5 protein-coding genes are annotated in these 23,998 nt (G+C 45.9%); 4 read left to right on the top strand and 1 reads right to left on the bottom strand.

Features of this window, described 5'->3' with window-relative positions; all coding sequences use genetic code 11:
- Positions 1-10 precede the first annotated feature (10 nt).
- From MHB69_RS02000 to MHB69_RS02015, 4 genes are all read left to right on the top strand, one after another.
- Positions 11-3,847, top strand: a complete 3,837-nt coding sequence (locus tag MHB69_RS02000) for an amino acid adenylation domain-containing protein (protein WP_342495944.1) — start codon at positions 11-13, stop codon at positions 3,845-3,847.
- A gap of 63 nt (positions 3,848-3,910) precedes the next feature.
- The gene (locus MHB69_RS02005) at positions 3,911-14,047 is read left to right on the top strand and encodes an amino acid adenylation domain-containing protein (protein ID WP_342495945.1); all 10,137 of its coding nucleotides are present in this window, start codon (positions 3,911-3,913) and stop codon (positions 14,045-14,047) included.
- A 14-nt stretch (positions 14,048-14,061) separates the two neighbouring features.
- The gene (locus MHB69_RS02010; protein ID WP_342495946.1) at positions 14,062-22,257 is read left to right on the top strand and encodes an amino acid adenylation domain-containing protein; all 8,196 of its coding nucleotides are present in this window, start codon (positions 14,062-14,064) and stop codon (positions 22,255-22,257) included.
- A gap of 6 nt (positions 22,258-22,263) precedes the next feature.
- Complete coding sequence (locus MHB69_RS02015; RefSeq protein WP_144496802.1) at positions 22,264-23,004, top strand: alpha/beta fold hydrolase; 741 nt, start codon at positions 22,264-22,266, stop codon at positions 23,002-23,004.
- A gap of 35 nt (positions 23,005-23,039) precedes the next feature.
- Here the strand turns inward: MHB69_RS02015 and MHB69_RS02020 are convergent, their stop codons facing one another.
- Positions 23,040-23,948, bottom strand: coding sequence for a DMT family transporter (locus tag MHB69_RS02020; RefSeq protein WP_251027263.1), 909 nt, complete (start codon positions 23,946-23,948; stop codon positions 23,040-23,042).
- Between the last annotated feature and the right edge of the window lie 50 nt (positions 23,949-23,998).

A 23,998-nucleotide genomic window follows, 5' to 3' on the forward strand; every position in this document is an offset into this window, starting at 1 on the left:
GATGAAATAGATGAGTCAATTTAAAAGGGATCAAGTTCAAGACATGTATTATCTGTCACCGATGCAAGAAGGAATGCTGTTTCATACCCTCCATCATCAAGAAAAGGGCTTTTATGTAGAGCAAATGGATATGAACGTTAAGGGCACACTGCGTTATGACTTACTTGAGAAAAGCATGAATATCATCGTGGAGCGGTACGATATTTTTCGTACCGTGTTTCTCCACGAAAAAGTAAAGCGCCCTGTCCAAGTTGTACTAAAAGAACGTCCTTTTACACTTGATGTTGTGGACTTGCAAGATCTTTCTGAAGACGAACAGCTTGAACGTATAGAGAAATTCAAACAACAGGATCAGCTGAGAGGATTTGACCTCTCGAAGGATTCTCTCATGCGGGCATCTGTTTTCCAAACGGGCCCTGCCAGCTATCGCTGGATATGGAGCTATCATCATATCCTTCTGGATGGCTGGTGCTTTGGACTTGTGGTGCAGGAGTTATTTGCGATTTATCATGCACTTTTACATGACGTCCCTTACAAGTTAGCGCCGGTCAAACCATATAAAGAATATATAAAGTGGCTGGAAAAACAAGATAAGCAAGCATCACTTCAATATTGGCAGCAATCATTAGCGGGGTTTGATGGACAATCGACCTTTAAAGAGCAGCGGAAACAGACGAATGAACATGAATTAGGCGAAATTGAATGGTCCATGAGCAAAGAAGAAACGGCCGCTTTATCAGAGTTAGCGCTGCAGCAAAATGCGACGTTAAGCAGTGCGCTTCAATCAGTCTGGTCGGTTCTGCTGAGCAGGTATCAGCGGTCAAATGATGTGCTGTTTGGAACAGTTGTGTCAGGACGTCCGGCAGATTTGGCTGGCGTTGACAGGATGGTTGGGTTGTTCATCAATGTCATCCCAAGAAGAATTCAGCTGACAGATCACATGACATTTCGTGCGCTCCTGTCAGAAACACAGCAGCAGTCTCTTGCAGCCGAGCCGCACCAATATATTCCGATTTATGATATTCAAGCAAAGACAGGTCAGCAGCAGCTCATTGATCATATTGTCGTGTTTGAAAATGTCCCAGCTGCAAAGAAGGACGAGCAAGAGGCACGGTTAGGGTTCACGGTGGAGGACATGAATGTCTATGAAAAATCAAACTATGATCTCAATCTGCTCGCATCGCCTGGAGAAGAATTACTATTGAAGCTTGCCTTTAACCAAAGAGCGTTTGATCCTCAATTTGTTCACACGTTAAAGGAACAGCTCAGCCTATTGATCAATGAGGCGGTCAAGCATCCCGATCAATCGGTTCATACACTCCCATTCGTCACAAAACAGGAAAAACAGCTGATTCTTGAGGAATGGAATGCACCTGAGCTTGAGCATGACCAGCTGTATTTATCGAAATGGTTTGAGCATAATGTCCGCAAACAGCCAAATGCAGTGGCGCTATCAGCAGAAGAGCAGACGATGACATATGCCGAGCTGAATGAACAGGCCAATCGATTGGCAAGGCATTTGCAGAAAAATGGAGCCGAACATCAAACGGTCATCGCCATTTTAGCCGATCGAACGCCTGAACTCATTGTCAGTCTGCTTGCTGTTTTAAAAGCAGGCGCAGCCTATGTGCCAATTGATCCTGATTATCCAGAAAGCCGCATTCAATACATGCTTAAAGACAGCGGAGCAACGCATCTTCTGACTCACTCATCCTTTATTGGTCAGGCGAAGGGACTCGCGTTTGATGGCACGTATCTGTTTGCAGATGATCAGGAGATTTCACTAATGAGCTCAGAGAATCTGCCGCTGGAAGCAGGTTTACACGATACGGCATATATCATGTATACATCAGGCACAACAGGTCAGCCAAAAGGCATCATGACCACCCATTCCAATATTGCCCGGGTGGTCAAAAATACGAACTACTTAACCATTTCAGAAACAGATACACTGCTGTCGCTATCCAACAGCGTATTTGATGGCTTTACCTTTGATGTATATGGTGCGCTTTTAAACGGAGCAAAGCTTGTCCTGCCGAAAAAAGACACCATTTTAGATATGCACGAACTGACGGAGCTGATTAAAAGAGAAAGCATTTCTGTCATGTTTGTTCCAACTGCTTTATTTAATCTTCTCGTTGATGAAGAAACTGATTGGATGCGCAGTGTGCGCAAGGTGCTGTTCGGAGGGGAACGTGCATCTGTACAGCATGTGAGAAAAGCCTTTGATGTCATGGGGAAAGGCAGATTAATCAATGTCTACGGCCCAACTGAATCAACGGTTTTCGCCACCTATTATCCTGTAGATGGAGCTCCGCCGATCGAAGCTTATTCTATTCCAATCGGAAAGCCGATTAACCAAACGGGTGCTTATATATTGAGCCAGCAAGGACAGCTTCAGCCGATTGGAATGGTCGGAGAACTTTGTCTCAGCGGCAAAGGACTTGCGAAGGGATATTTGAACCGTCCTGATCTGACAAAAGAAGCCTTTATCACACATCCATTTGCTGCGGGAGAAAGGCTGTATCGTACGGGTGATTTGGCTTATTTTCGAGCAGACGGTCTGATTGAGTATGTAGGCAGAGTGGACGATCAGGTGAAAATTCGCGGACACCGAATTGAGCTGACAGAAATTGAAGCCCACCTTCTCATGCATCCAGGCGTAAAGCAAGCTGCCCTTATAACGGATCAGCATGGCTCGTCGCAGCATACAAGACTGCTCGCCTATATGACGTGTGAGGATGAGTGGAAGGACAAAGTGGATGTGATCAAGTCAGGGCTGAAGGAGAAACTTCCGGCATACATGCAGCCTCATGAGCTGATCAGACTTGAGAAAATGCCGCTGACACCAAATGGAAAAGTTGATAAACGTCAGCTGCCAAAGCCAGAGGCGCCTCAAGGAAACAGCCATGTGAAGCTTCCGGCCAATGAGGTAGAACAAAAGCTGCTTGTCATGTGGCGTGAAGTGCTTGAACGAGATGATATCAGTACAGATGACCATTTCTTTGAGATTGGCGGACATTCTTTAAAAGCGATGTCGCTTTTATCAAAGGTGTCGAAGGAATTCGATGTTCAGGTGCCTATTCACTTGCTGTTTGAGACGCCGACAATTGAAGCCATCAGCCGTTATATTCAACAGCAGGTTCATGAAGCTGCCGGTTATCTTGTATTCAATGAATCTCAAACTTCAACAGTCTTTGCTCTTCCGCCATTACCTGGCTACGGCTTTATCTATCAGGAAGCCGCCAAAACGCTTGATAGCGTTCGTTTGATCGCCTTTGACTTTATTGAAGCTGATCACCGCATGACGCAATACGTTCATCATATCCAGCACCTTCAGCCTGAAGGACCGCTGACTTTGATGGGCTACTCTGGCGGCTGCTATCTGGCCTTTGAGCTCGTTCAATCGCTTGAACAAGCAGGTCGGACGGTGGAAAAGGTCATTATGATCGATTCCTATAAGAAAATTGGAGAAAGTGATTTAGAAGGACGATCCATCGATGACGATATCGCAGCGATTGTCCATCAATCAAAGCAAAGTGAACTTGCCCAAGAAGCGCTCGTTCAAGAAGCGCTTGCTCAAAAAACGAGGGCCTATTATGAAACATTTGTTAAGGGGGTGAATCAAGGAAAGATACAAGCAGATATTGATTTCATCCAATCAGAAGAGCAAATTGAGATTCCAGATTGGATGGATCATTGGGAAGAAGCGACGACCGGTGCTTATCGCTATTATCAAGGCTACGGTGAGCACACTGACATGTTCAAAAACAAAGAATGTGCAGCTCAAAATGCCCAGCTGATCCAAAAGATAATTAATCAAAAAAATAGAGAAGCCGTTTTGTAAACTTTAGTTCAGGCAGGGGTGCATATTGGCAGTCCTGCCTGTCAAAAAAGGAAAGGAACTCATATGAAACCATCAATTATGAACGAACCAAATGTACATGAAACAATGGATACGATTTTACAAGATGTACAGAGAACCATTTTACAAACCAACGAAATCGAACGCTTCGCTGTTTTTTCTCGTGAAAAAACCATTCGACCGCGGCCATATCACCTCTCTCATTTATTTCTCGACAATCACATGGAGCAGGAGGCCGCAGCTGAATCGATACAGACGCAAACGGCTTCCCCTGCTTTAGCGGACATGCCGCCCGCCCTTTCCTATGGAGGGGATCTAGATGTTAACGCAGGAGCCCAAACCTTACAGGACGCCTTAACAGAGGCGGCAAAAACGACAAATGGTCTGACTTATATCGTCAATAGTGAGAATGAACTCACGCAATCCTACACGCAGTTAAAGGAGGACGCTGAGCGGGTTCTGACAGGTTTGAGGGCATTAGGACTTGAACCGGGTGATCCTGTGTTCTTTCAGTTTTCATCCAATCACGCGATGGTAACAGCCTTTTGGGCGTGTGTGTTAGGCGGATTTGTTCCAACACTAGTGTCCGCTGCACCGACCTATCGGGAAATGAATGCCTCCGTGAAGAAACTTCATCATGCGTGGCACCTGCTGGAGCATCCGCTCATTTTAACAGATGACTCGCTGATTGATGAGGTGCAAGGCTTAGCTTTATTGTGGCATACAGACAAGTTACGTGTTGCAGCCGTTGAGCCGATGCTTTCTTTAGAAAGAGATATAGAAGCTTATCCCGCGTCACCGGATGATTCAGTCTTTTTTATCTTAACGTCTGGAAGTACAGGGATGCCCAAATGCGTAGAACATTCTCATCGAAGCGTGCTGGCGAATGTCAAAGGAACAGTGGCAGCCAATGGGTTTACACAAGAGGATGTGTCGTTAGACTGGATGCCTTTAGATCATATTGGCGGTATTGTGATGTTTCACCTAGTCAATGTGTACACGGGCTGTGAGCAGGTTCGGGCAAGAACAGATGATTTTATCGCTCAGCCGCTGCGCTGGCTTGACTGGATGGACCGCTACCGTGCAACGAAAACATGGGCGCCTAACTTCGCATTTGCGATGATCAATGATTATGAGAAAGACATTTCGTCAGGATCTTGGGATCTTTCTGCTATGACTTGTATGATCAATGGGGCAGAAGCGGTCGTACCGAAGACGATTCACCGATTTTTACACTTGCTGGCTCCACACGGCTTAAAGGGAGACGTCATTAGACCGGCATTCGGCATGTCTGAAATCTCTTCAGCCGTTGTCTTCTCTTTTGCGATAGAGCGGGGAGATGAAAGCAGCGGGGTTCTAACCTTTGAGGAAACATCACTCACAGAGCAGCTAAGACCAGCGGAGGCACGTGAGACAGGAACCGTCAGCTTTACAGAGCTGGGAAGACCGATTCCGGGTATCACGATTCGTATCGTGAATCATCAGCATGAGCTTCTTCCCGAAGATCATATTGGCAGTGTGCAAATTAAAGGGCCGACGACAATGAAGGGCTATTACAAGAATGACGAAGCGAATCAAGAAGTCTTTCAAACAGACGGCTGGTTTCACACGGGGGATTTAGGTTTTCTGCACGAAGGAAGGCTGACATTAACCGGAAGAGAAAAAGACATGATCATCATCAACGGGAAAAATTATCACAACTATGAAATAGAAGTCATTGCAGAGGAAGTACCCGGCGTCGAAACGAGCTTTGTAGCGGCCTGTTCCGCCCGGATGGAAGCATCTGCATCCGACGAGCTGATTCTCTTTTTTACACCGAAGCTGTATGAACCTTCTTATATCATGAGGGCAAGTCAGGATATTAAATCCCATATTGCGACAAAAATGGGGCTGTCTGCATCCCGCGTGATTCCTGTCCAGAAGCATGCCTTTCCGAAAACAAGCTCTGGAAAAATAGAAAGGGCACAGCTTAAGAAGCGATGGCAGGAAGGCGAATTTGATGAAATCATCAAGGAGCTGGACATTAGACTTGAAAATGAACACACCTTGCCTGATTGGAGTTTACAAAAGGAGTGGACACCTGCTCCGCTTCATGAAGCTGAAAAACAAACAGCAGGGAACATGGTGATCTTTGCAGACACATTAGGGCTGGCAGATCAATTAAAATCCCTTTCAAGCAATGAACAAACGTATATTACGGTTGAACCGGGTCAAGCATTCACACAACTCACACATACACACTTCATCATCCACCCGAATCGGCCGTCTGATTACGAACAACTCTTTGAGACACTCCGTTCGTATGGCGTTTCGGTGAAACAAATCATTCACCTTTGGAACTACACAACTCAAGAAGACACACTTCATGCAGCATTGGCAAAAAAAGCACAGAAAACTGGCAGCATGAGTGCCTTATATGTAACAAAAGCGATCGCTGCCTATGAGGAGCCGGTAGAGATCACCTTTGTCTCTGCTCATGCGATGAACTTGCCGGAAGATCAAACACATGATGTGGAGAAAGCAACGACAGCAGGACTGATGACAGCTGTTCAGCATGAATGGCCATTTATCAAGGTGCGGTGTCTTGATTTTTCTCTGACAGAACCCGATGCTGGCCGTTCTCATGCATCATCGATCATGACAGAGCTCACACATGACACAAGCCATCATATCGCTGCTTATCGCGAAGGTGTTCGTTATACTCCTCTTTTAACACCGCTTCATCTAGAAAAAGAACAAAGGGTGAAGAAACCGCCATTTGAATCTTCCGGGCTTTATGTGATGACAGGCGGGCTTGGCGGCATTGGACGAATGCTGAGTGAGCACCTGCTGACATCCTATCAAGCGCATCTTGTGCTGGTTGGAAGAAAGGCGCGAGAGGCTTTATCTGCGGAGCAGCATGACGTATTGATTTCACTTGAGAATCTAGCGGAAAAGCGCGGCGGCACAGTTCTTTATGAAAAAGTAGACATTACTGACGCAAAAGCCATTGAAACCCTGATCTCAAGACAGGAGACGGCTTTAGGCAAAAGGCTGCATGGCGTTATTCATTTCGCTGGCATCATTCAAGAAGAGCTGCTTCGTGACATGACGTCTGTTTCATTACATGCGATGTACGAAGCGAAGGTATATGGCACGATTTCGCTTCATGAAGCAGCCTCTAAACGGCACAATGTCTTATTCCTTTCCAGCTCGTCAGCTCGAACGTTAAAGGGCGGGATGACCGTTGGCGCTTATTGCGCAGCCAATGAGTTCGTTGAACAATTTGCTCATTATCAGAGGCTGACATCTACTGTAAAGCCGTATTGCTTTAGCTTTAGCATGTGGGATGAGACCGGAATGAGTGAAGGCTCAATGATCAAAGGCATGCTAAAAGAAAGAGGTTATCTCCCGATTCCAAAACGGGCGGGCATTCAAACAATGCTGGCATGCTTGATGACAGATGCTCCTCTCATTTATATCGGGCTGGATCGGTCGAAGCAGGAAATTCAAGAGATGATACAAGGGGAAATACAAACAGAGCAGGCCGTATATGTCTTTTTCAAAACCGATCAAACAAAGGCTTTTGAAGAAAGGCTGTATCAATCCATTTATACGTGTATACAGTCTCGTCTCTCTGGTGAATGTTCCGTCCATCTATATCCTGAAGAATACTGGAAAGAAACAGAGGATGGGATGCCGGACGAAGTGTATTTCAATAAATTAATAGAGGAAAGTGGACATGATTCAGAGGACAGAGCACCTCAAACTAAGACGGAGAAACTTTTGGCACATATTTGGTCCGAACTGCTTGATGTCTCAAACATCAGCTGTGGTGATCATTTCTTTTTACTCGGAGGTCATTCGCTCAAGGCAACGCAAATGCTGTCTGCTGTTAGACAGAAAACGGGATTTGACGTGCCGCTCGCTGTTCTTTTTGAGCATACAAGACTTGGAGAGTTAGCCGACTGGATTGATTCACATGCCAAAGCCGATGAAGCGATTCCGATACGGAAAATAGAAAAGGGTCAGGAGCTTCCGATGTCCTATGCTCAGCAAAGACAGTGGTTTCTCTATCAATTACAGCCTGATCTGCCATTATACAATAATACGATTTCCTTTCGGATGAATGGACCTTTAGATGTGAAGGTGCTTCAGCGCAGCCTGCAGCAAATGGTGCAAAGGCATGAATCACTCAGAACATCCTTTGCAATGAACGGCGATGAACCGGTACAGATCATACATGAGCATATGACTCTTCCAGCGCTTGAGGTTGTCGATATATCAGATCTTTCATCACAGGAAGAAAAAGAACAAAAAGCGGCTGAGTGGGCGAAAAAAGAAGCGGGCACACCTTTCCGCTTAGAGCATGATGCACTTTTTCGCGCGAAACTAATTCGGCTGTCAGACACAGATCATTTGCTGCTGATGTCCATTCACCACATCGTATCAGATGGCTGGTCGATTGGCATTGCCGCAAAGGAGCTGTCCGAGTGGTATACAGCGATGATCGAAGGGAGGGAGCCTGATCTCTCACCGCTGCCGATTCAATATGCAGATTACGCACTTTGGCAGAAGGAGTATTTGACGGGAGAAACGCTTCAGAAGCAGCTTTCCTATTGGAAGGAGCAATTTGCGGTACCTGTGGAAGAGTTGATGTTGCCGTATGACTACACGCGTCCGGCCGTTCAATCCTATAGGGGAAAAACGAAAAAATACCGCTTGTCGAAGCCGCTGTCTGACCAGTTGGCTGCTCTTTCTCAGAAAACAGACAGCACCCTTTATATGACATTACTTTCGGCTTTCTCTACTTTGCTGCATCGATTGTCTTCACAGGATGAGTTTGTCATTGGATCCGTCATTGCCGGGAGAAATCGGACGGAGATGGAGCAGCTCATCGGATTTTTCGTGAATACACTGGCACTTCGGATTGATCATAGCGGCAATCCAGCTTTCACAGAGCTATTAGAGCGAGTGAAGGAAACAACAATGGGCGCCTATGCGCATCAGGATGTGCCGTTTGAGATGGTGGTAGATGAGCTGAATATTGTACGTGAGGCTGGCAAGCAGCCGCTGTTTCAGGTCATGTTTGTTCTGCAAAACCTGCCCCTTGAAGCTTCTCCGATGGGTGAGGCGACATCCGTTTTAGCCATTGAAGATAATGATACGGCCAAATTCGATCTATCCCTGTTTGTTTTTGAAGGAGCGGAGGGTCTTCAAGTAAAACTGGAGTATGATGCAGACTTATTTTCTGACGACACGATGGAACGGTTCCTTCGTTACTACGAGCAGCTGCTTGCGTGTATTTGTGAAAATCCAGCACAGCCAATCAGACAAATGAATTACCTGCCAGAGAAAGAGAGGGATCAGCTGCTCTATGAATGGAGCGGCAGCACAGAACAACCAGCAGGCCCGCTTCTCATCACAGAACGGTTTGAAGCGCAGGTGAAAAAGACACCTCATGCGATCGCCCTCGAATCTGGGGAAAAACAGTGGACGTATCAGGAGTTACAAGAGAAAGTCGATCGGCTTGCTGCTTATCTGCAGCAGCGAGGAGTGAAGCCGCATGAACCAGTAGGGCTTCTAATTGACAGGTCGCCTGAAATGATTTTTGGGGTGCTGGCGATTGTGAAAGCAGGCGGGGCCTACGTCCCAATTGATCCTGAATATCCAGATGCACGCATTGATTATATGCTGAGGGATACAGGTATTCAGCTGTTACTGACAAAAAATGAATGGCTGAAACAAGTCTCGATCAGTCAAACCGAGCTCATTTGTCTTGATCAGGGGTATGAAGAGTTTTTATCAGAGGCAGAACTCAAGTCTGCTGCTTTAAAACCTGATGGACTCGCTTATATCAATTACACATCAGGATCAACCGGTCAGCCAAAAGGAGTTTTAATTCCGCATCAAGCGGTCATCCGGCTTGTATGTGAAACAGATTATGTCACCCTTAATGAACAAACGCGTATTTTGCAAATCGCGAGCTTTTCCTTTGATGCCTTTACGTATGAAATATGGGGAGCCCTGCTCAACGGCGGAAGGCTGATACTGACCGATCGAAATACGATCTTATCAATGGATACACTGGCTGACACGCTGACATCTTACAAGATCACAACAGGATTTCTGACAGTACCGCTGTTTAACCGATTAACAGAGGAACATCCAGAAGCTTTATCTGGATTTGATGCATTATTGGTCGGTGGTGATGCTTTGTCAGCTGCTCATATCCGTAAAGCGCTGCCGTATCTGCCTGAAGGCCTATTAAACGGCTATGGACCAACTGAGAATACGACGTTCTCCTGTGTGCATCACATTCGGGCAGTGGATGAGGGGCAGACGACTTCGGTTCCTATCGGTCAGCCAATTGCGTATTCACAGGCCTATGTACTAGACGACCAGCTGCAGCCGGTTCCGCAAGGTGTCATTGGAGAGATCTACGTAGGCGGTACAGGGCTTGCACTCGGATACCTTGGAGATGAAGAAAAAACATCGCAATCATTTATCCCGCATCCTTTCCAAGAAGGAGCGCGTTTATATAAAACAGGCGATATGGGCCGCTGGCTGCCAAACGGCATCATCGACTGCCTTGGAAGAATTGATCATCAAGTAAAAATTCGCGGACACCGCGTCGAATGCGGAGAAATTGAAGCCGCCATGCTGCGCTTTGAAGACATCATAGAATGTGCGGTCATTCCGCATCAGCATGAGAGTGGTCACAAGCGATTGATCGGTTATTTTGTCCAAAAGGGCAGCATGACCACGCAAGACATTCGTTATCAATTAAAAGAAATACTGCCAGATTATATGGTGCCAAGCCTATTAATAGAGCTGGAGGAACTCCCGCTAACGGCAAATGGCAAGGTAGACCAAAAACGTCTCCCGCCGCCAGAGTGGAGACAGGAAGAAGTGGACATACCGGCTGACAGGGCACTCAGTGAGGAAGAACGCGTACTGGAAAAAGTGTGGACTCAGCTGCTCGGTACGCCTTCGATTGGCGTACATGATAACTACTTTGAGCTTGGCGGGGATTCGATTATTGTCATACAAATGGTGGCGCGCTTAGCACAGGAAGGCTACGTCATTCAGCCGAGAGATGTATTTGAAAAACAGACGATTTCACAGCTGGCACTCGCTATGAAAAGGTCAGATGCTGCTGCGTCCTATGATCAATCGCCTGTCACAGGAGATGTTCGTCTGCTTCCAATCCAATCATGGTTCTTTGAGCAATCAATGACAAACCAAGATTATTGGAATTTATCAGCGCATATGGAATTCAAGCAATCTATACAGCTAAAGCAGCTGACACAGGTTCTCTCAAAAATTGTCGATCATCACGATATGCTGAGAGCGATGTATACAAAAACAGCAGATGGATCATGGATTCAAACCATTCGTGCGCCTGGCATCACCCCTTGTGTCACCTTCTTTGATTTGACGAGTGTTTCTCATGAGGAAGCGCTGGAACAAATCCGCATGGAGACCGCCGCTTGTCAAGAAACGTTGTCATTAGAGCGGGGAGAAGTAATCAAAGCCATTCTTTTTCACACAAGTGATGGTACGTCTGAACTCTTTATCGCTGCCCATCATCTTGTGATGGATGGAATCTCATGGCGCATCATACAGGAAGACCTATTAAATGGACTGAAGCAGCTTGCGGCAGGGCAGGAAATCGCGCTTGCAAAGAAAACTGCGTCCTATCAGCAGTGGGCAGATGCTCTTTATGAATACGCACAAACCGATCAATTACAAGAGCAGGTTCCTTTTTGGCAAAAGATCACGAGCCAAGAGGAAGAGGGTTCTCCTTTTCAAACCCCTGCACTTTTCAATATAGAAGAACATGCAGAGATCCTGTCTATTCAATTGACGAAGAATCAAACAGATATTTTACTAAGGCAGGCATCACAAGCGTACCGAACAGAGGTAAACGATTTACTCTTATCAGGACTCACGCAAGCCGTTGGAAAGCCGCTGCTCATCACGTTAGAAGGGCACGGACGCGAGGATTTATTTGAACAGATGGATTTGTCACGAACAGTCGGATGGTTTACAAGCTCTTATCCTATTTTTATTCCTTTTATTCAAACCGATATTGAGAGACAAATCAAAGATGTCAAAGAAACCTTAAGAGCTGTGCCGCAAAAGGGAATCGGCTATGGCTTGCTTCAATACATGACAGCATCTCGTTTACTCAAAAAGGCAGCGCCGCAGATGAGCTTTAATTATCTTGGACAGTTAGATCAAATAGACGGTGAAGCACATCTTTATTTAGCAGATGAACGAAATGGACTTGTACATGATCCAAAAGCAGAAAGACAGCATTTGATCGATGTGTACGGATATGTTGTGAACGGTCAGCTTCAGATGAATTTTATGATCCATCGTGAACTGCTTCAGTATGAAGAGGTGCGCCTGTTACCTGAACGGTTCAAAGAAAAAATGGAGGATATTCTGACGCATTGTGTAGAGACAAAAGGCGGCTTTACGCCATCTGATTTTCCAATGGTTCAGCTGACGCAAAAGCAAATCGATGAACTTCCAGATGGTGTAGTGGATGTGTATCCACTATCTCCAATGCAGCAAGGGATGCTGTTTCATGCATTATTAGATCAAGCGTCACAGGCGTATTTTGGTCAAGTGCATATGACACTCGAAGGCTTAACGGACGGCGCAGCCTATGAAAAGGCATGGAATCTGCTAGTAGAGCGTCATTCGATTTTGCGGACAACATTTGCTTGGGAAGGGCTAAAGGAGCCTGTTCAGTTGATTCAATTAGAAGGAAGTATTCAGCTCACTCAGCACGATGTGCGCCATCTGAGTGAAACGGATCAGAAGGAAGCCATTCAGCAATATTTGCAAACAGATCGGTCAAAGGATTTCAAACTAGAAAATACGGATGAACCGCTGATTCGTATTGCTTTATTCCATCGTGATGAAAACACATGCACGTTTGTTTTTAGCTTTCATCATATTTTAATCGATGGCTGGAGCTTGTTCAGCTTTATTGAAGAATCCTTTTCTTTGTACCGCTCTCTTGTGGATGAACGGGAGATGGATCTTCCTGCTGTACGTCCATATAAAGATTTTATCGAGTGGCTGCAAAAGCAGGATCAAGAGAAGGCGCTAGAGTTCTGGAAAGGTTATATGTCAGGAGTAGAGGAGGCTACACCGCTTCCAGGAGAAGACGGGCCAGCTTCGGATCTAGAAGCAGGTGTTGATCAGCTAAGTATCAAACTAACGCCCGAAATGCAGCAGAAACTCGAAGAGATGACAGGCACGCAGAAGGTGACAATGAGCACCCTGATTCAAACAGCGTGGGGGCTGCTTTTGCATCTTCATTCAGGGTCAGAGGATGTCGTGTTCGGAGTGACAGTATCAGGACGGCCGGCGGACTTACCACAGGTTGAAAGCATGACAGGGCTCTTTATTAACACATTGCCGCTCCGTTTGCCGATCACGCCAGAGTGGACCATTTCCAAGCTGCTGGCACATACGCAGGAAACAGTATTTCAGATGCGAGAATTCGAATATACCGTACTGCCAGATATTCAGCAGCTGACTCACATCCCGAATGGAGATTCATTGTTTAACAGTATTGTCGTGTTTGAAAACTATCCGATTGAATCTATCGAGCCTTACGGTATACGCATTTTAGACATTGCGAGTCATGAAGAAACGAACTATGACCTGACCCTTGTGGCAGTTCCGGGAGAGACGCTGGAGCTGCGGGTCACATACCGCTTCAATCAATATACAGAAAAGCAAATACAATCGCTGATGCAGCAGCTGATCCACACACTTGAAGCCATGACAGAACAAATGGAGACACCCCTCTCTTCCTTCACGATCGTCACGAATGAAGAAAAAGAGCGGATGATCACCGATTGGGCGAAAAATGCACAAGTCAGCGTGCTGTACCCAGATCAAGAAGAGGTCTATTCAGGTGTGCATGATCCTTCCTGTGAAACGGAAATATATGTCCTGAGCGAAGCGCATCAGCTCATGCCGGTAGGATTTCCTGGAGATATTTTTATCGGTGCAAAGGACATCAAAGCACTTTGCGGGGAGCTTGCCGATTGGATGGAGACGCATAAAATTCCGCATCCATTCAAACATCAAACTGGTGAATACCTCTATCCGACAGGGGATGTCGGCGTTTGGACTGAAGAAAACAAGATTCAGATTTTGGATTGGATGTAGGAGGAGAAGAAACGATGTTAGTGAGTAGACGAAAAGGACATGCAGCAAATCATATCGTCAGAATCAACGGAAAACGATTGGATCTCAAAGCATTAGAGCAAGTCATGATGCTTCATTTTCCGCTTAAGGAATGTGCAATCATTCCGAAGAAAAATCAAGAAGGCAGTCTATCGCTTGTGCTATTTGCACAGGCGAAGGACCCTTCGCTGACAAGAGAGGATCTGATGAAAGGTCCGCTTCATCCTCATGAAGTGCCAGCCGCTCTCGTCTTATTACCTTCTTTGCCAAAGACAGAAAGTGGAGCAGTCGACAAAGAGGCACTGCTTTCAATTGAAATCATAGATCAAGAGGAATTAAGAAAGATAGAAGAGCGCACCAAAGCTATAGATGGTGTAGAGGAAGCGGCTGCTTTCATTGAAAGTCAGCCAGAAAAACGAACGCCCTATCACTTAGATGATCTGTTTCCTGATCGACAGCGTACCCAAGGGAACGGACCGCTTTCGAAAAGTGAAGCGAGCGAAACAAAACCATCATCTCTACATGAGAAGCCGCCCGCACTTGTGTATGGCGGAGATGTGATCAAAAAACCAGGCACACCTGTCACACTGACAGAGGTGCTGATTCGATCAGCCTTTATGTCACCAGACCGCGGGGTGACCTATATGAAAGAAGACGGGCGTACGTTGACCCAAACCTATCCTGAATTACTAACAAGCGCTGAACGGGTTCTGTGCGGTTTAAGGGCAGCAGGACTGACAAACGGTGATCAAGTGCTACTTCAATTGAAAGATCATCAAGATTTTATCACGGTATTCTGGGGCTGTATTCTCGGAGGAATCATTCCGACCCCGGTCTCTGTGCCTCCTGTTTATGATGAAATGAATCAAGGTGTGAATAAGCTGAAGGGCGTGTTTCAGCTGCAAAATGAACCTTTCATTATTACGAATGAAGCAAGTGCTGAGGACATTGCTGGGCTGCGTGAGACATTTGAAGCAAAGGTCATGCCTATCTTAACAATTGAAGCATTGCTGGCGTATGAACCAGATGAACAGCATTATGAGCCGGAGCCGGATGAGCCTGTGCTGCAGCTCCTGTCTTCAGGAAGTACGGGTGTTCCAAAGTGTATCCGTCATCATCATCAAAGCATTTTATCTAGAATTATTGCTTTTGAGCAGGTTAACGGCTTTACACATGAGGATGTGTCGCTTAACTGGATGCCGCTTGATCATGTTGGTGGAATTGTCATGTTTCATGTACATGACGTCTACCTTGGCTGCCAGCAGATTAGTCCATCTATCGATCAATTTATCGAGCGGCCGATGGTGTGGCTGGATTGGGTAGAAACATACGGTGTCACAAGGACATGGGCACCAAACTTTGCTTTTGCCATGATGAATGAATATGAGGACGACATTCGCAAGGGGAGCTGGGATCTGTCTACTCTGACTTATATTATGAATGCAGCCGAAGCGGTTGTTCCGAAAGTCACGCAGCGCTTCATGCATATCATGGGGCAGCATGGATTAAGCCGTCATGCGATGGTACCTGCTTACGGCATGTCAGAAACATCCTCAGCCATTGTTCAGTCAAAGAAATTTATGCGGAACAGTGAACAGGATGGACAGCTGACGATCGATCAGACCTCGTTAACAAGTGAGATCGAATATGTGACGCACGATCATCCGAACAAGATGACGTTTACAGAAGTCGGCACGCCGATTCCTTCTGTATGGATTCGAATTGTAGATGAGCATCACGAGGTGCTGCCAGAAGATCAGGTTGGGCGCTTGCAAGTGAAGAGTCCAACAATTATGATGGGCTACTATCAAAATGAAGAAGCCAATCAAGAAGTTTTTGCGGAAAACGGCTGGTTTCACACAGGGGATTTAGGTTTTATTCATGAAGGGCGTCTCGTTCTGACAGGTCGAGAAAAAGACATCATTGTTATCAACGGCGCTAACTATTTGAATTACGAAATTGAAGCGGTTGTTGAAGAGGTGGACGGGGTTGAAGTCACCTTTGCCGCTGCGTACGGCATTTATAATCCCGAATCAAGCAATGACACGCTTGCCGTCTTTTTTGTCTCACAAAGGGATTCAATAGAGGAACAAATCACGATAATTCAACAGATGAGAGAGGCCATCATTCGAAAAATCGGAATAGAGCCTGATCACATCATTCCGGTGAAAAAAGACCAATTTCCAAAAACGGAGAGTGGGAAAATCCAGCGTGCCCAGTTAGGCGCAGCACTAAAAGATGGAGCATTCCGTGACATTGAACAGGCACTGGATCTTGCTTCTGAAAATGAACAAACACTCCCAGACTGGTTTTTCAAACGCATTTGGGCTAAGGAGCATATCGGTCCAACTCAGCCTTTTGCTGACCATGTTCTCGTTTTCGAGGATGAAAAAGGACTATATCAATCGCTTTACGCACAATTTGAGCAAAAGAAACAGCCATATATTTCTGTGAGAAAAGGGCATGAATTTTTGCGTCTGTCCAAAGGGATGTACCAGATAAATCCGAGAATCAAGGGGGATTACGTCAGGCTCGTTGCCGCACTTGAAGCAGATGAACTAAAGACCGGGCGCATGCTCCATCTGTGGAATGTGTCAGACAAAGAAGACATCGTGGATCCTGCGCAGTTCAAAGAGCTGCATGCCAGCACGGGTCAATCCATTTTGTACTTGTATCAAGCATTGAGACAAGCAAATAAAGAGCCCATCCGTCTTGTCGTTGTGACAAAAGGCGGTCAATTTGTGAAGCCTGGAGACGATCTTCATGTGGAGAAAACGCCGCTTGTCGGTCTGCTAAAAACCATTCCGCAAGAATGGGAAGGAGCAGAGGTGTCTCATCTTGATATTGAAGCGGAGGATGTAGAACAGGATGCCAAGCATATTGCGGAAGAATTGTCTGCGATTCATATAAAAGCAGAGGTTTCTTACCGAAATGGGGACAGATTCGTACCAAAGCTGGAAAAAGTCAATATGATTGAAGCGCCTCAAACAGGAGGATTTTTAGAATATGAAGGTCTTTATTTATTGACTGGAGGACTTGGCGGAATTGGGTTTGAGCTGTCTAAGCAGATGCTCCAATTTGGCTTAAAGCTCGTATTGATTGGACGGACATCTCTGGAAGACAGCTTGGAAAAGAAAGAAGCCTTCTCACAGCTAAAAGATGTTGGTGACGTCATTTATATCCAAGCAGATGTGACCAACTTACGTGACGTCGAACAGGCGATTTATCAAGCAGAAAAGCATTTTGGACAATCGATCCGGGGTGTGCTGCATTTGGCCGGTGCTGGTAATGTGTCTGAGCATTTTCAGCAGGCGGACAAGTATACACTGGCTCATACGTCAGAAGAGGATTTCACAAAAGAAATGTCAGGGAAAGCAGACGGGGCATGGGTCCTGCAGGAAGCCTTTAAGTATGATCCGACAGTACCGTTTGTCTTTTTTGGATCGGTCAATGGCTTTTTTGGCGGCACAACATTTGGGGCATACTCTGCGGCCAACAGCTTTTTAGATGGACTCGCGCACGCTCTCACCTTTCAAGAAGGAAGACGAGCAATCTCTTTGAACTTCAGTATGTGGGATAATCTCGGTTTGTCTAAGGGGCATACCGGAGCAGCTCTCACCGTTCGCAAGGGATTTCAATTGATTGGAAAGAAACAAGGTCTCCATTCATTATGTTTAGGTGTCCGGCTCAATGAAGCGCATCTATTTATTGGTCTGGACGGAGCAAACCCAGACATCGCCGGGTATCTTCAGCCAGCTCCAATACCGGTCTTTGAGAAAAAGCTTTTTTACACCGTTCAGCCTGGCAAAGAAGTGCATGTTGAAGAGATCACGAGCGCCGCAGCAGGCAAATGGGACATTCAGCAAGTACAGGAAATACCGAAAAAACAAGATGGCTTTATTGATCATGAAGCCCTCAAACTGAATCATCACAAAAATGGACAAAGTCTTGAAAAGCAATTACCAGAAACGAAGACAGAGCAGGTTCTTGCCGCCATATGGCAGGACATTTTAGATGTAGATCGCGTGTACAAAGAGGATCAATTCTTCGACCTTGGCGGACATTCACTAAAAGCGACTCAAACCATTTCCCGGATCAATCATGAATTTTCAATGAAGGCGCCTTTAAAAATATTATTTGAAAGCAAACATCTGGCACATCTGGCGCAAATGGTTGATGACATCAAAGGGGCGCCAGCCGTTCAGGAGGCTGAAATTCCAAAGCTTGAAAAGCAAACAAGCTATGAATTGTCTCATGCCCAGAAGCGTATTTGGTTCTTATCCACATTAGAAAAGAGCCATCATTACAATATATTAGGTGCTTGGAAGCTGACAGGACCATTACACATTCAAGCATTAACAAAAGCGATTGGTCTTTTAACAAAACGGCATGAAGCACTTCGGGCAGTATTTAAATCACTTGGCGGCAAGCCGGTTCAACTCATTCGTGAAGACCTTCCGCCATCTGTGACAGTGGCCAATTTCTCGTTATTTAATGAAAAAACAAGAGCGAGAAGACTCAAGCAGCTCATTCAGCAAGAGGCAGAACGTGTCTATGATTTAGAAAGAGGGCCTCTTGCGCAGTGGACGATAGTAGATATGGGCAAGGAGGAGTATTATCTCCTTTGCGCGCAGCACCACATCATTTCAGATGCATGGTCACTCAGCCTGCTCATTCAGGAATTAGAAGTGGCATATGACGCACTGCTTGCAGATGAAACGCCGCAGCTCCCAGCCTTAGAAATCGAATGGACAGACTATGTACATTGGGAGAATGAACAATTAAAGCATCATCAAAAAGACCAAACCTATTGGCTCAATACGTTACAAGGTGAACTTCCAGTGCTGGAGCTGCCGTTTGACCGTCCTCGTCCGCCGGTTCAAACATTTAACGGTGCTACAGAGCAAATTGTACTGGATGAACCGCTTATCCGCCGCTTGCAGGCTTTGTCCAAAAAGCAGGGCACGACCTTGTTCATGACGATGCTGTCCGCGTACTACGTCCTGCTTCACAAGCTGTCCGGACAGACGGATATCATCATTGGATCGCCTATCGCGGGCCGGGATGCCAAGCAATCAGAGAAGCTTGTTGGGATGTTTGTGAATACACTTGCGCTGAGACAGGACGTCTCAACAGCAGAGACGTTCGCTGATCTCTTGGAAAACGTGAAAGAGATGACGTTAAAAGCCTTTGAGCATCAGCATTATCCATTTGACAAGCTTGTCGATGACCTTTCGTTAGATCGAGATTTAAGCCGGTCACCTATTTTTCAGGCGGCTATGGGGTATGTCACCGATTCGCTCGATGTAAACCTTAAAGGGCTGACAAGTGAACATGTGATGGTCCATCATACAGTATCTAAATTTGATCTCACCCTCCATATATTTGAACAGGAAGAGCAGCTGTCGATTCATGTGGAATACAATACGGATTTATTTGATCAAGAGACCATTCATCGTTATATGAACTATTATCTCCATGTGCTAGATGGCATGACGGCACAGCCTGAGCGTACATTTGCTGATTATTGCTTAATGGACAAAGTAGAACAGGCGGCCATGATTCTAGGAAAAAATCAAACAGATACGCCATATCCAAAGCGGACGCTTCAAGAATTGTTTGAAGAGCAGGTGAAGCGTGATCCGCATCGTATTGCCTTGTCCTATATGGATGAGCATATGACGTATGAAGCTTTGGATAAGAAGGCGACAAAGCTTGCTGCTTACTTGCAGTCAAAAGGAATTGGACCAGGCTCCCTTGTCCCGATGCTATTTGATCGCTCCTTTGACATGATTGTGTCGGTACTAGGAATCATCAAATCTGGTGCTGCATATGTTCCGATGTCACCTGAATATCCTGATGCACGCATCCGTCTCATCGTTCGTGATACGCAAAGCGATGTGATCATCACTCAGTCTCATCTTGCAGATCGTCTAGTAGGCTTTACAGGTACAAGGATTATCATGGACAAGCCAATACGAGAAACAAATGCAGTGTATCAAAGAGAATCATCGATTATAGGTGAAGACCAGATCGCCTATGTCAATTACACATCAGGCTCAACAGGTACACCAAAAGGCGTGATGCTCCCTCATGCAGGAGTTGTCCGCTTGGTTAGAGAAACAAACTATATCAAGCTCGGTCCAGATGACAAAATGCTTCAGCTCTCAAACTATGCTTTTGATGCCTTTACATTTGAATTATGGGGAATGCTGCTGAATGGCGGTCAGCTGATTTTGCTCCCAAAATATGCAGCACTGAATATGGACGAATTAACGCAGTTCATCAAAACGCATCAAGTAACAGCCAACTGTCTGCCAACCGCTTTATTTAATCGACTGGTGGAGCACGATCCAAAAAGTGTGGCAGGCTACCGCACATTACTCGTTGGCGGGGAAGCCATGTCTAGTGAGCATGCACGAAAAGCATTGCCGCATATGGAAGGTGTGCTCGTCAATGCTTACGGTCCAACAGAGAACACGACCTTAGCCACAACACATCAAGTCACACACGTGCCAGCAGGCGCAAAATCGGTTCCAATTGGTGTACCGGTGTCGAACTCAACTGTTGTCATACTGGATGATGCGCTCAATCCAGTACCAGCAGGTGTCAAAGGAGAAATTTATATCGGCGGAACCGGCCTTGCGAAAGGCTACCTTCATGATCCAGAGCAGACAAAGGAGCGGTTTATTGACAATCCTTTTCCTGAACTAAAGGGAGACAAGCTGTATCGTTCAGGCGACCTTGGTACATGGCGGTCAGATGGCACCATTGAATATCTTGGCCGAAAAGATCACCTGGTGAAAATTAGAGGCTACCGAATTGAATGCGGAGAAATTGAGACAGCCCTGCTCAAGCATCCACAAATCAAAGAATGTACAGTCATCACCAAAACGTATGGCAGCTCAAAACGGCTGGCGGCCTACCTTGTGACAGATGGAGAAAACCCTGTTCCGAGCTGGAAAGCCTTTTTGCAGGAAAGCCTGCCAAGCTATATGATTCCAAGTTACTTTGTCGTACTGGATGAAATGCCGGTGACAACGAACGGGAAGGTTGATCAAAAAGCATTGCCAGAGCCAACAGAAACAATGTCCCTTTCCCATGATGACGACAAACCTGTCACCGAAACGGAGGAGCGGATTGTCGCCGCTTTCAAGGAAGTGCTTGGTGTGAAGCAAGTGGGTATGCATGATTCCTTCTTTGATCTGGGCGGCGATTCCATTATGAGTATTCAGGCTGTGGCCAAATTAAAAGAAAAAGGTGTTCGTGTTGATCCAAAATGGATTTTCATGCACCCGGCGCCTGCGCAATTAGCCGCACATTTGGACGCAGTGCCAGAAGCCGCTGAGAACGTCGAAAGGTCTCCGAAGGACTACGTGATCGATCTGAAAAAAGGCGATCCAGCCGAACCGAGAATATTCTTTGCACCGCCTGCTGGTGGAACGGTGATGGGCTATATTGATGTTACTAAGCTCATGACACATCAAGGTGCTGTGTATGCCTTGCAGTCTCCTGGCCTATATGAGGATGAAGAGCCGCAATTCCTCCATTACACGGAGCTTGTAACCCTTTTTATTGAAGCTATTGAGACGTTCTACCGTCCGGGGATTGACTATCTCGCAGGGCATTCAATGGGCGGGCATCTTGCCTACGGAATGAATCAGCGGCTCTGCCATGCAGGGAAAGCACCGAAAGGGCTCATCATTTTAGATACGGTGCCAGTGCTAAGAGATGAGGCAGATCAGGCACTTCATGCCGATATGAACGAAGAAGAAGTGAAAATGCTCGCGCTTGTCCTTGGAATGGGGAATCTGGTCGGCATTCAGCCAGAAGCTTTACAAGGATTGACCTTCCAAGAAGTGAAGCAGAAAATTCTCAAAGAGGCAGAAAAGGATGAAGTTGTTCATCAATTCATGAATGATCAATATTTAGATAAATATTTGCAAATGCAAACGCATAATACGATCATGTCACAAGCCATTGAATTAGAAAAAGAACCATTCCCTGTGCCATTTTATATTGTCCAAAGCAGTGATCACGCAAGCGATTTCCAGAAGAAGTTCGCAGACTGGGAGGCTTATACGAAAGAGTCGTGCTCGTATTACCACATCAAAGGCGACCATGTCACCATGATGAAAAGACCGCAGGCAGATGAACTGGCACGGATTCTTCAAACGATTATAAAGGGGTAAAGACGTATGAATCAGTTATTGAAAACCTTTGAAAAAAAATCAGATCTCATTCAGCTTATTTGTTTTCCTTTTGCCGGCGGATATTCCGCCTCATACCGTCCGCTTTTTGAACAGCTAAAAGACGTGGCCGAAATCACAGCAGCAGAGCCCCCAGGGCACGGCACCAATCTCATGCCGCTTGAATCAAGCATTGACCGGCTGGCAGAGCTGTACAAAGAAGGACTCACGAACAAATTGAACCGCCCATTTATTCTGTTCGGACATTCAATGGGTGGGCTTGTGGTATACAGACTAACCCAGCTGCTAGAAAAGGAAGGAATTTATCCTGCAGCAGTGGTGATCTCAGCCATTCAGCCTCCGCAAACAAAACGGCAGATGCTGACGCATTTATCCAACGAAGCATTTGTACAGCATATTGCCGAAATGGGCGGGATTCCAAAGGAATTACTAGAGAACAAACCAATGATGGATTACTTTACACCGTCCTTACGTGCAGACTACCGGGCACTGGAAACCTTCCAGCACACAGATCAATCGATCATCGACACACCTGTTTATTTATTCAATGGGAAGCAAGATGAGAAATGCATGAAGGATGCCAGCGGCTGGCTAAAATGGGCAAAAACCATCGAGCGCACTAATTTCGATGGAGGCCACATGTATATCAACACACACCTTGAGCAATTTGCAGAAGAGATGAGACATGTCATTGAGCTTACAGCCAAGCAGCAATTGATTAGACATTAAAAAGAAAGCGGCCTCATTAATGAGGCCGCTTTTACTTATGAATGCTGTTTCTTCACCACATTCCCGCCAATCACCCCGCCAATGACCAGCACCCCTCCGATGAGATGATACCAATCAATCGTTTCGTGTAAAATGAGAACCCCGGCGGCGACCGTGATAAACGCGGATAAATTGTTAAAGATGCTGACCTTTGCCGCTTCTAGTTGTGAGAGTGCATAGTTTGATAAATATGCGGTAAGAAGAGATGAAAGAATACCTAAAAAGAGCATCGACCATACAAAGGATGCTTCTGTAAATGGACTGAAAAACTCCGGCAATGACCCATTGATCGAATGCCGGGTAAGCGCGGCGGCATTGAAAAAGACAAAGCCAAAGAAGGTCATCACAAAGGTGAGTTCGATCACATGGAATCGTTTTGTAATCACTCTGGCAAACACACTATATGCACTGGATGACAGGGCTGAAAGTAAAATCAGCACATAGCCGATGAAGTGAGAATGCTTGACATCAATTCCCTTCATGACAAAGAGAAGCATCACCCCGCACACAGAAAGAAAGGTAAACAGCACTTGTATCCATGTCGCACGTTCCTTTAAAAACCAGGCTGCCAGCAGCATCGTCAGAATGGGAATCGTCGCTTGAATGATGCCAGCCTCTGAAGAAGATGTATACATCAATCCCCACACTTGAAAAGCAAAGAACAAAACAGGATAAAGCAAGGAAAACGGTACGATATAAATGAGATCACGCCATTGAATGGATATGCGATACTTTTTCCGTAGAAACGGATACAGCAATAGAGCGGCTGCAAAAGAAACGGTAAAGCGGTGTGCCAATAAATCGATTGGGTTTGCTGATTCTAATGCTATTTTGACAAACAAAAAGGAAAAACCAATGATAGAGGCGTATGCGATCGCAGCAGCATACGCTTTTTGTTTTGACATATTCACAACGTGACTCCTTACATGAGCATGCATGCTTCAAATGAATTGAC

Origin of the sequence: Bacillus sp. FSL K6-0994, assembly GCF_038630815.1 — a bacterium.
Taxonomy (GTDB): Bacteria; Bacillota; Bacilli; order Bacillales; family Bacillaceae; genus Bacillus; species Bacillus safensis.

Bases quoted from the DNA above. Each gene is read 5' to 3' on its own strand.
- MHB69_RS02010 (WP_342495946.1), top strand. From the start codon at position 14,062: ATGTTAGTGAGTAGACGAAAAGGACATGCAGCAAATCATATCGTCAGA.
- MHB69_RS02000 (WP_342495944.1), top strand. From the start codon at position 11: ATGAGTCAATTTAAAAGGGATCAAGTTCAAGACATGTATTATCTGTCA.
- MHB69_RS02015 (WP_144496802.1), top strand. From the start codon at position 22,264: ATGAATCAGTTATTGAAAACCTTTGAAAAAAAATCAGATCTCATTCAG.
- MHB69_RS02020 (WP_251027263.1), bottom strand. From the start codon at position 23,948: ATGTCAAAACAAAAAGCGTATGCTGCTGCGATCGCATACGCCTCTATC.
- MHB69_RS02005 (WP_342495945.1), top strand. From the start codon at position 3,911: ATGAAACCATCAATTATGAACGAACCAAATGTACATGAAACAATGGAT.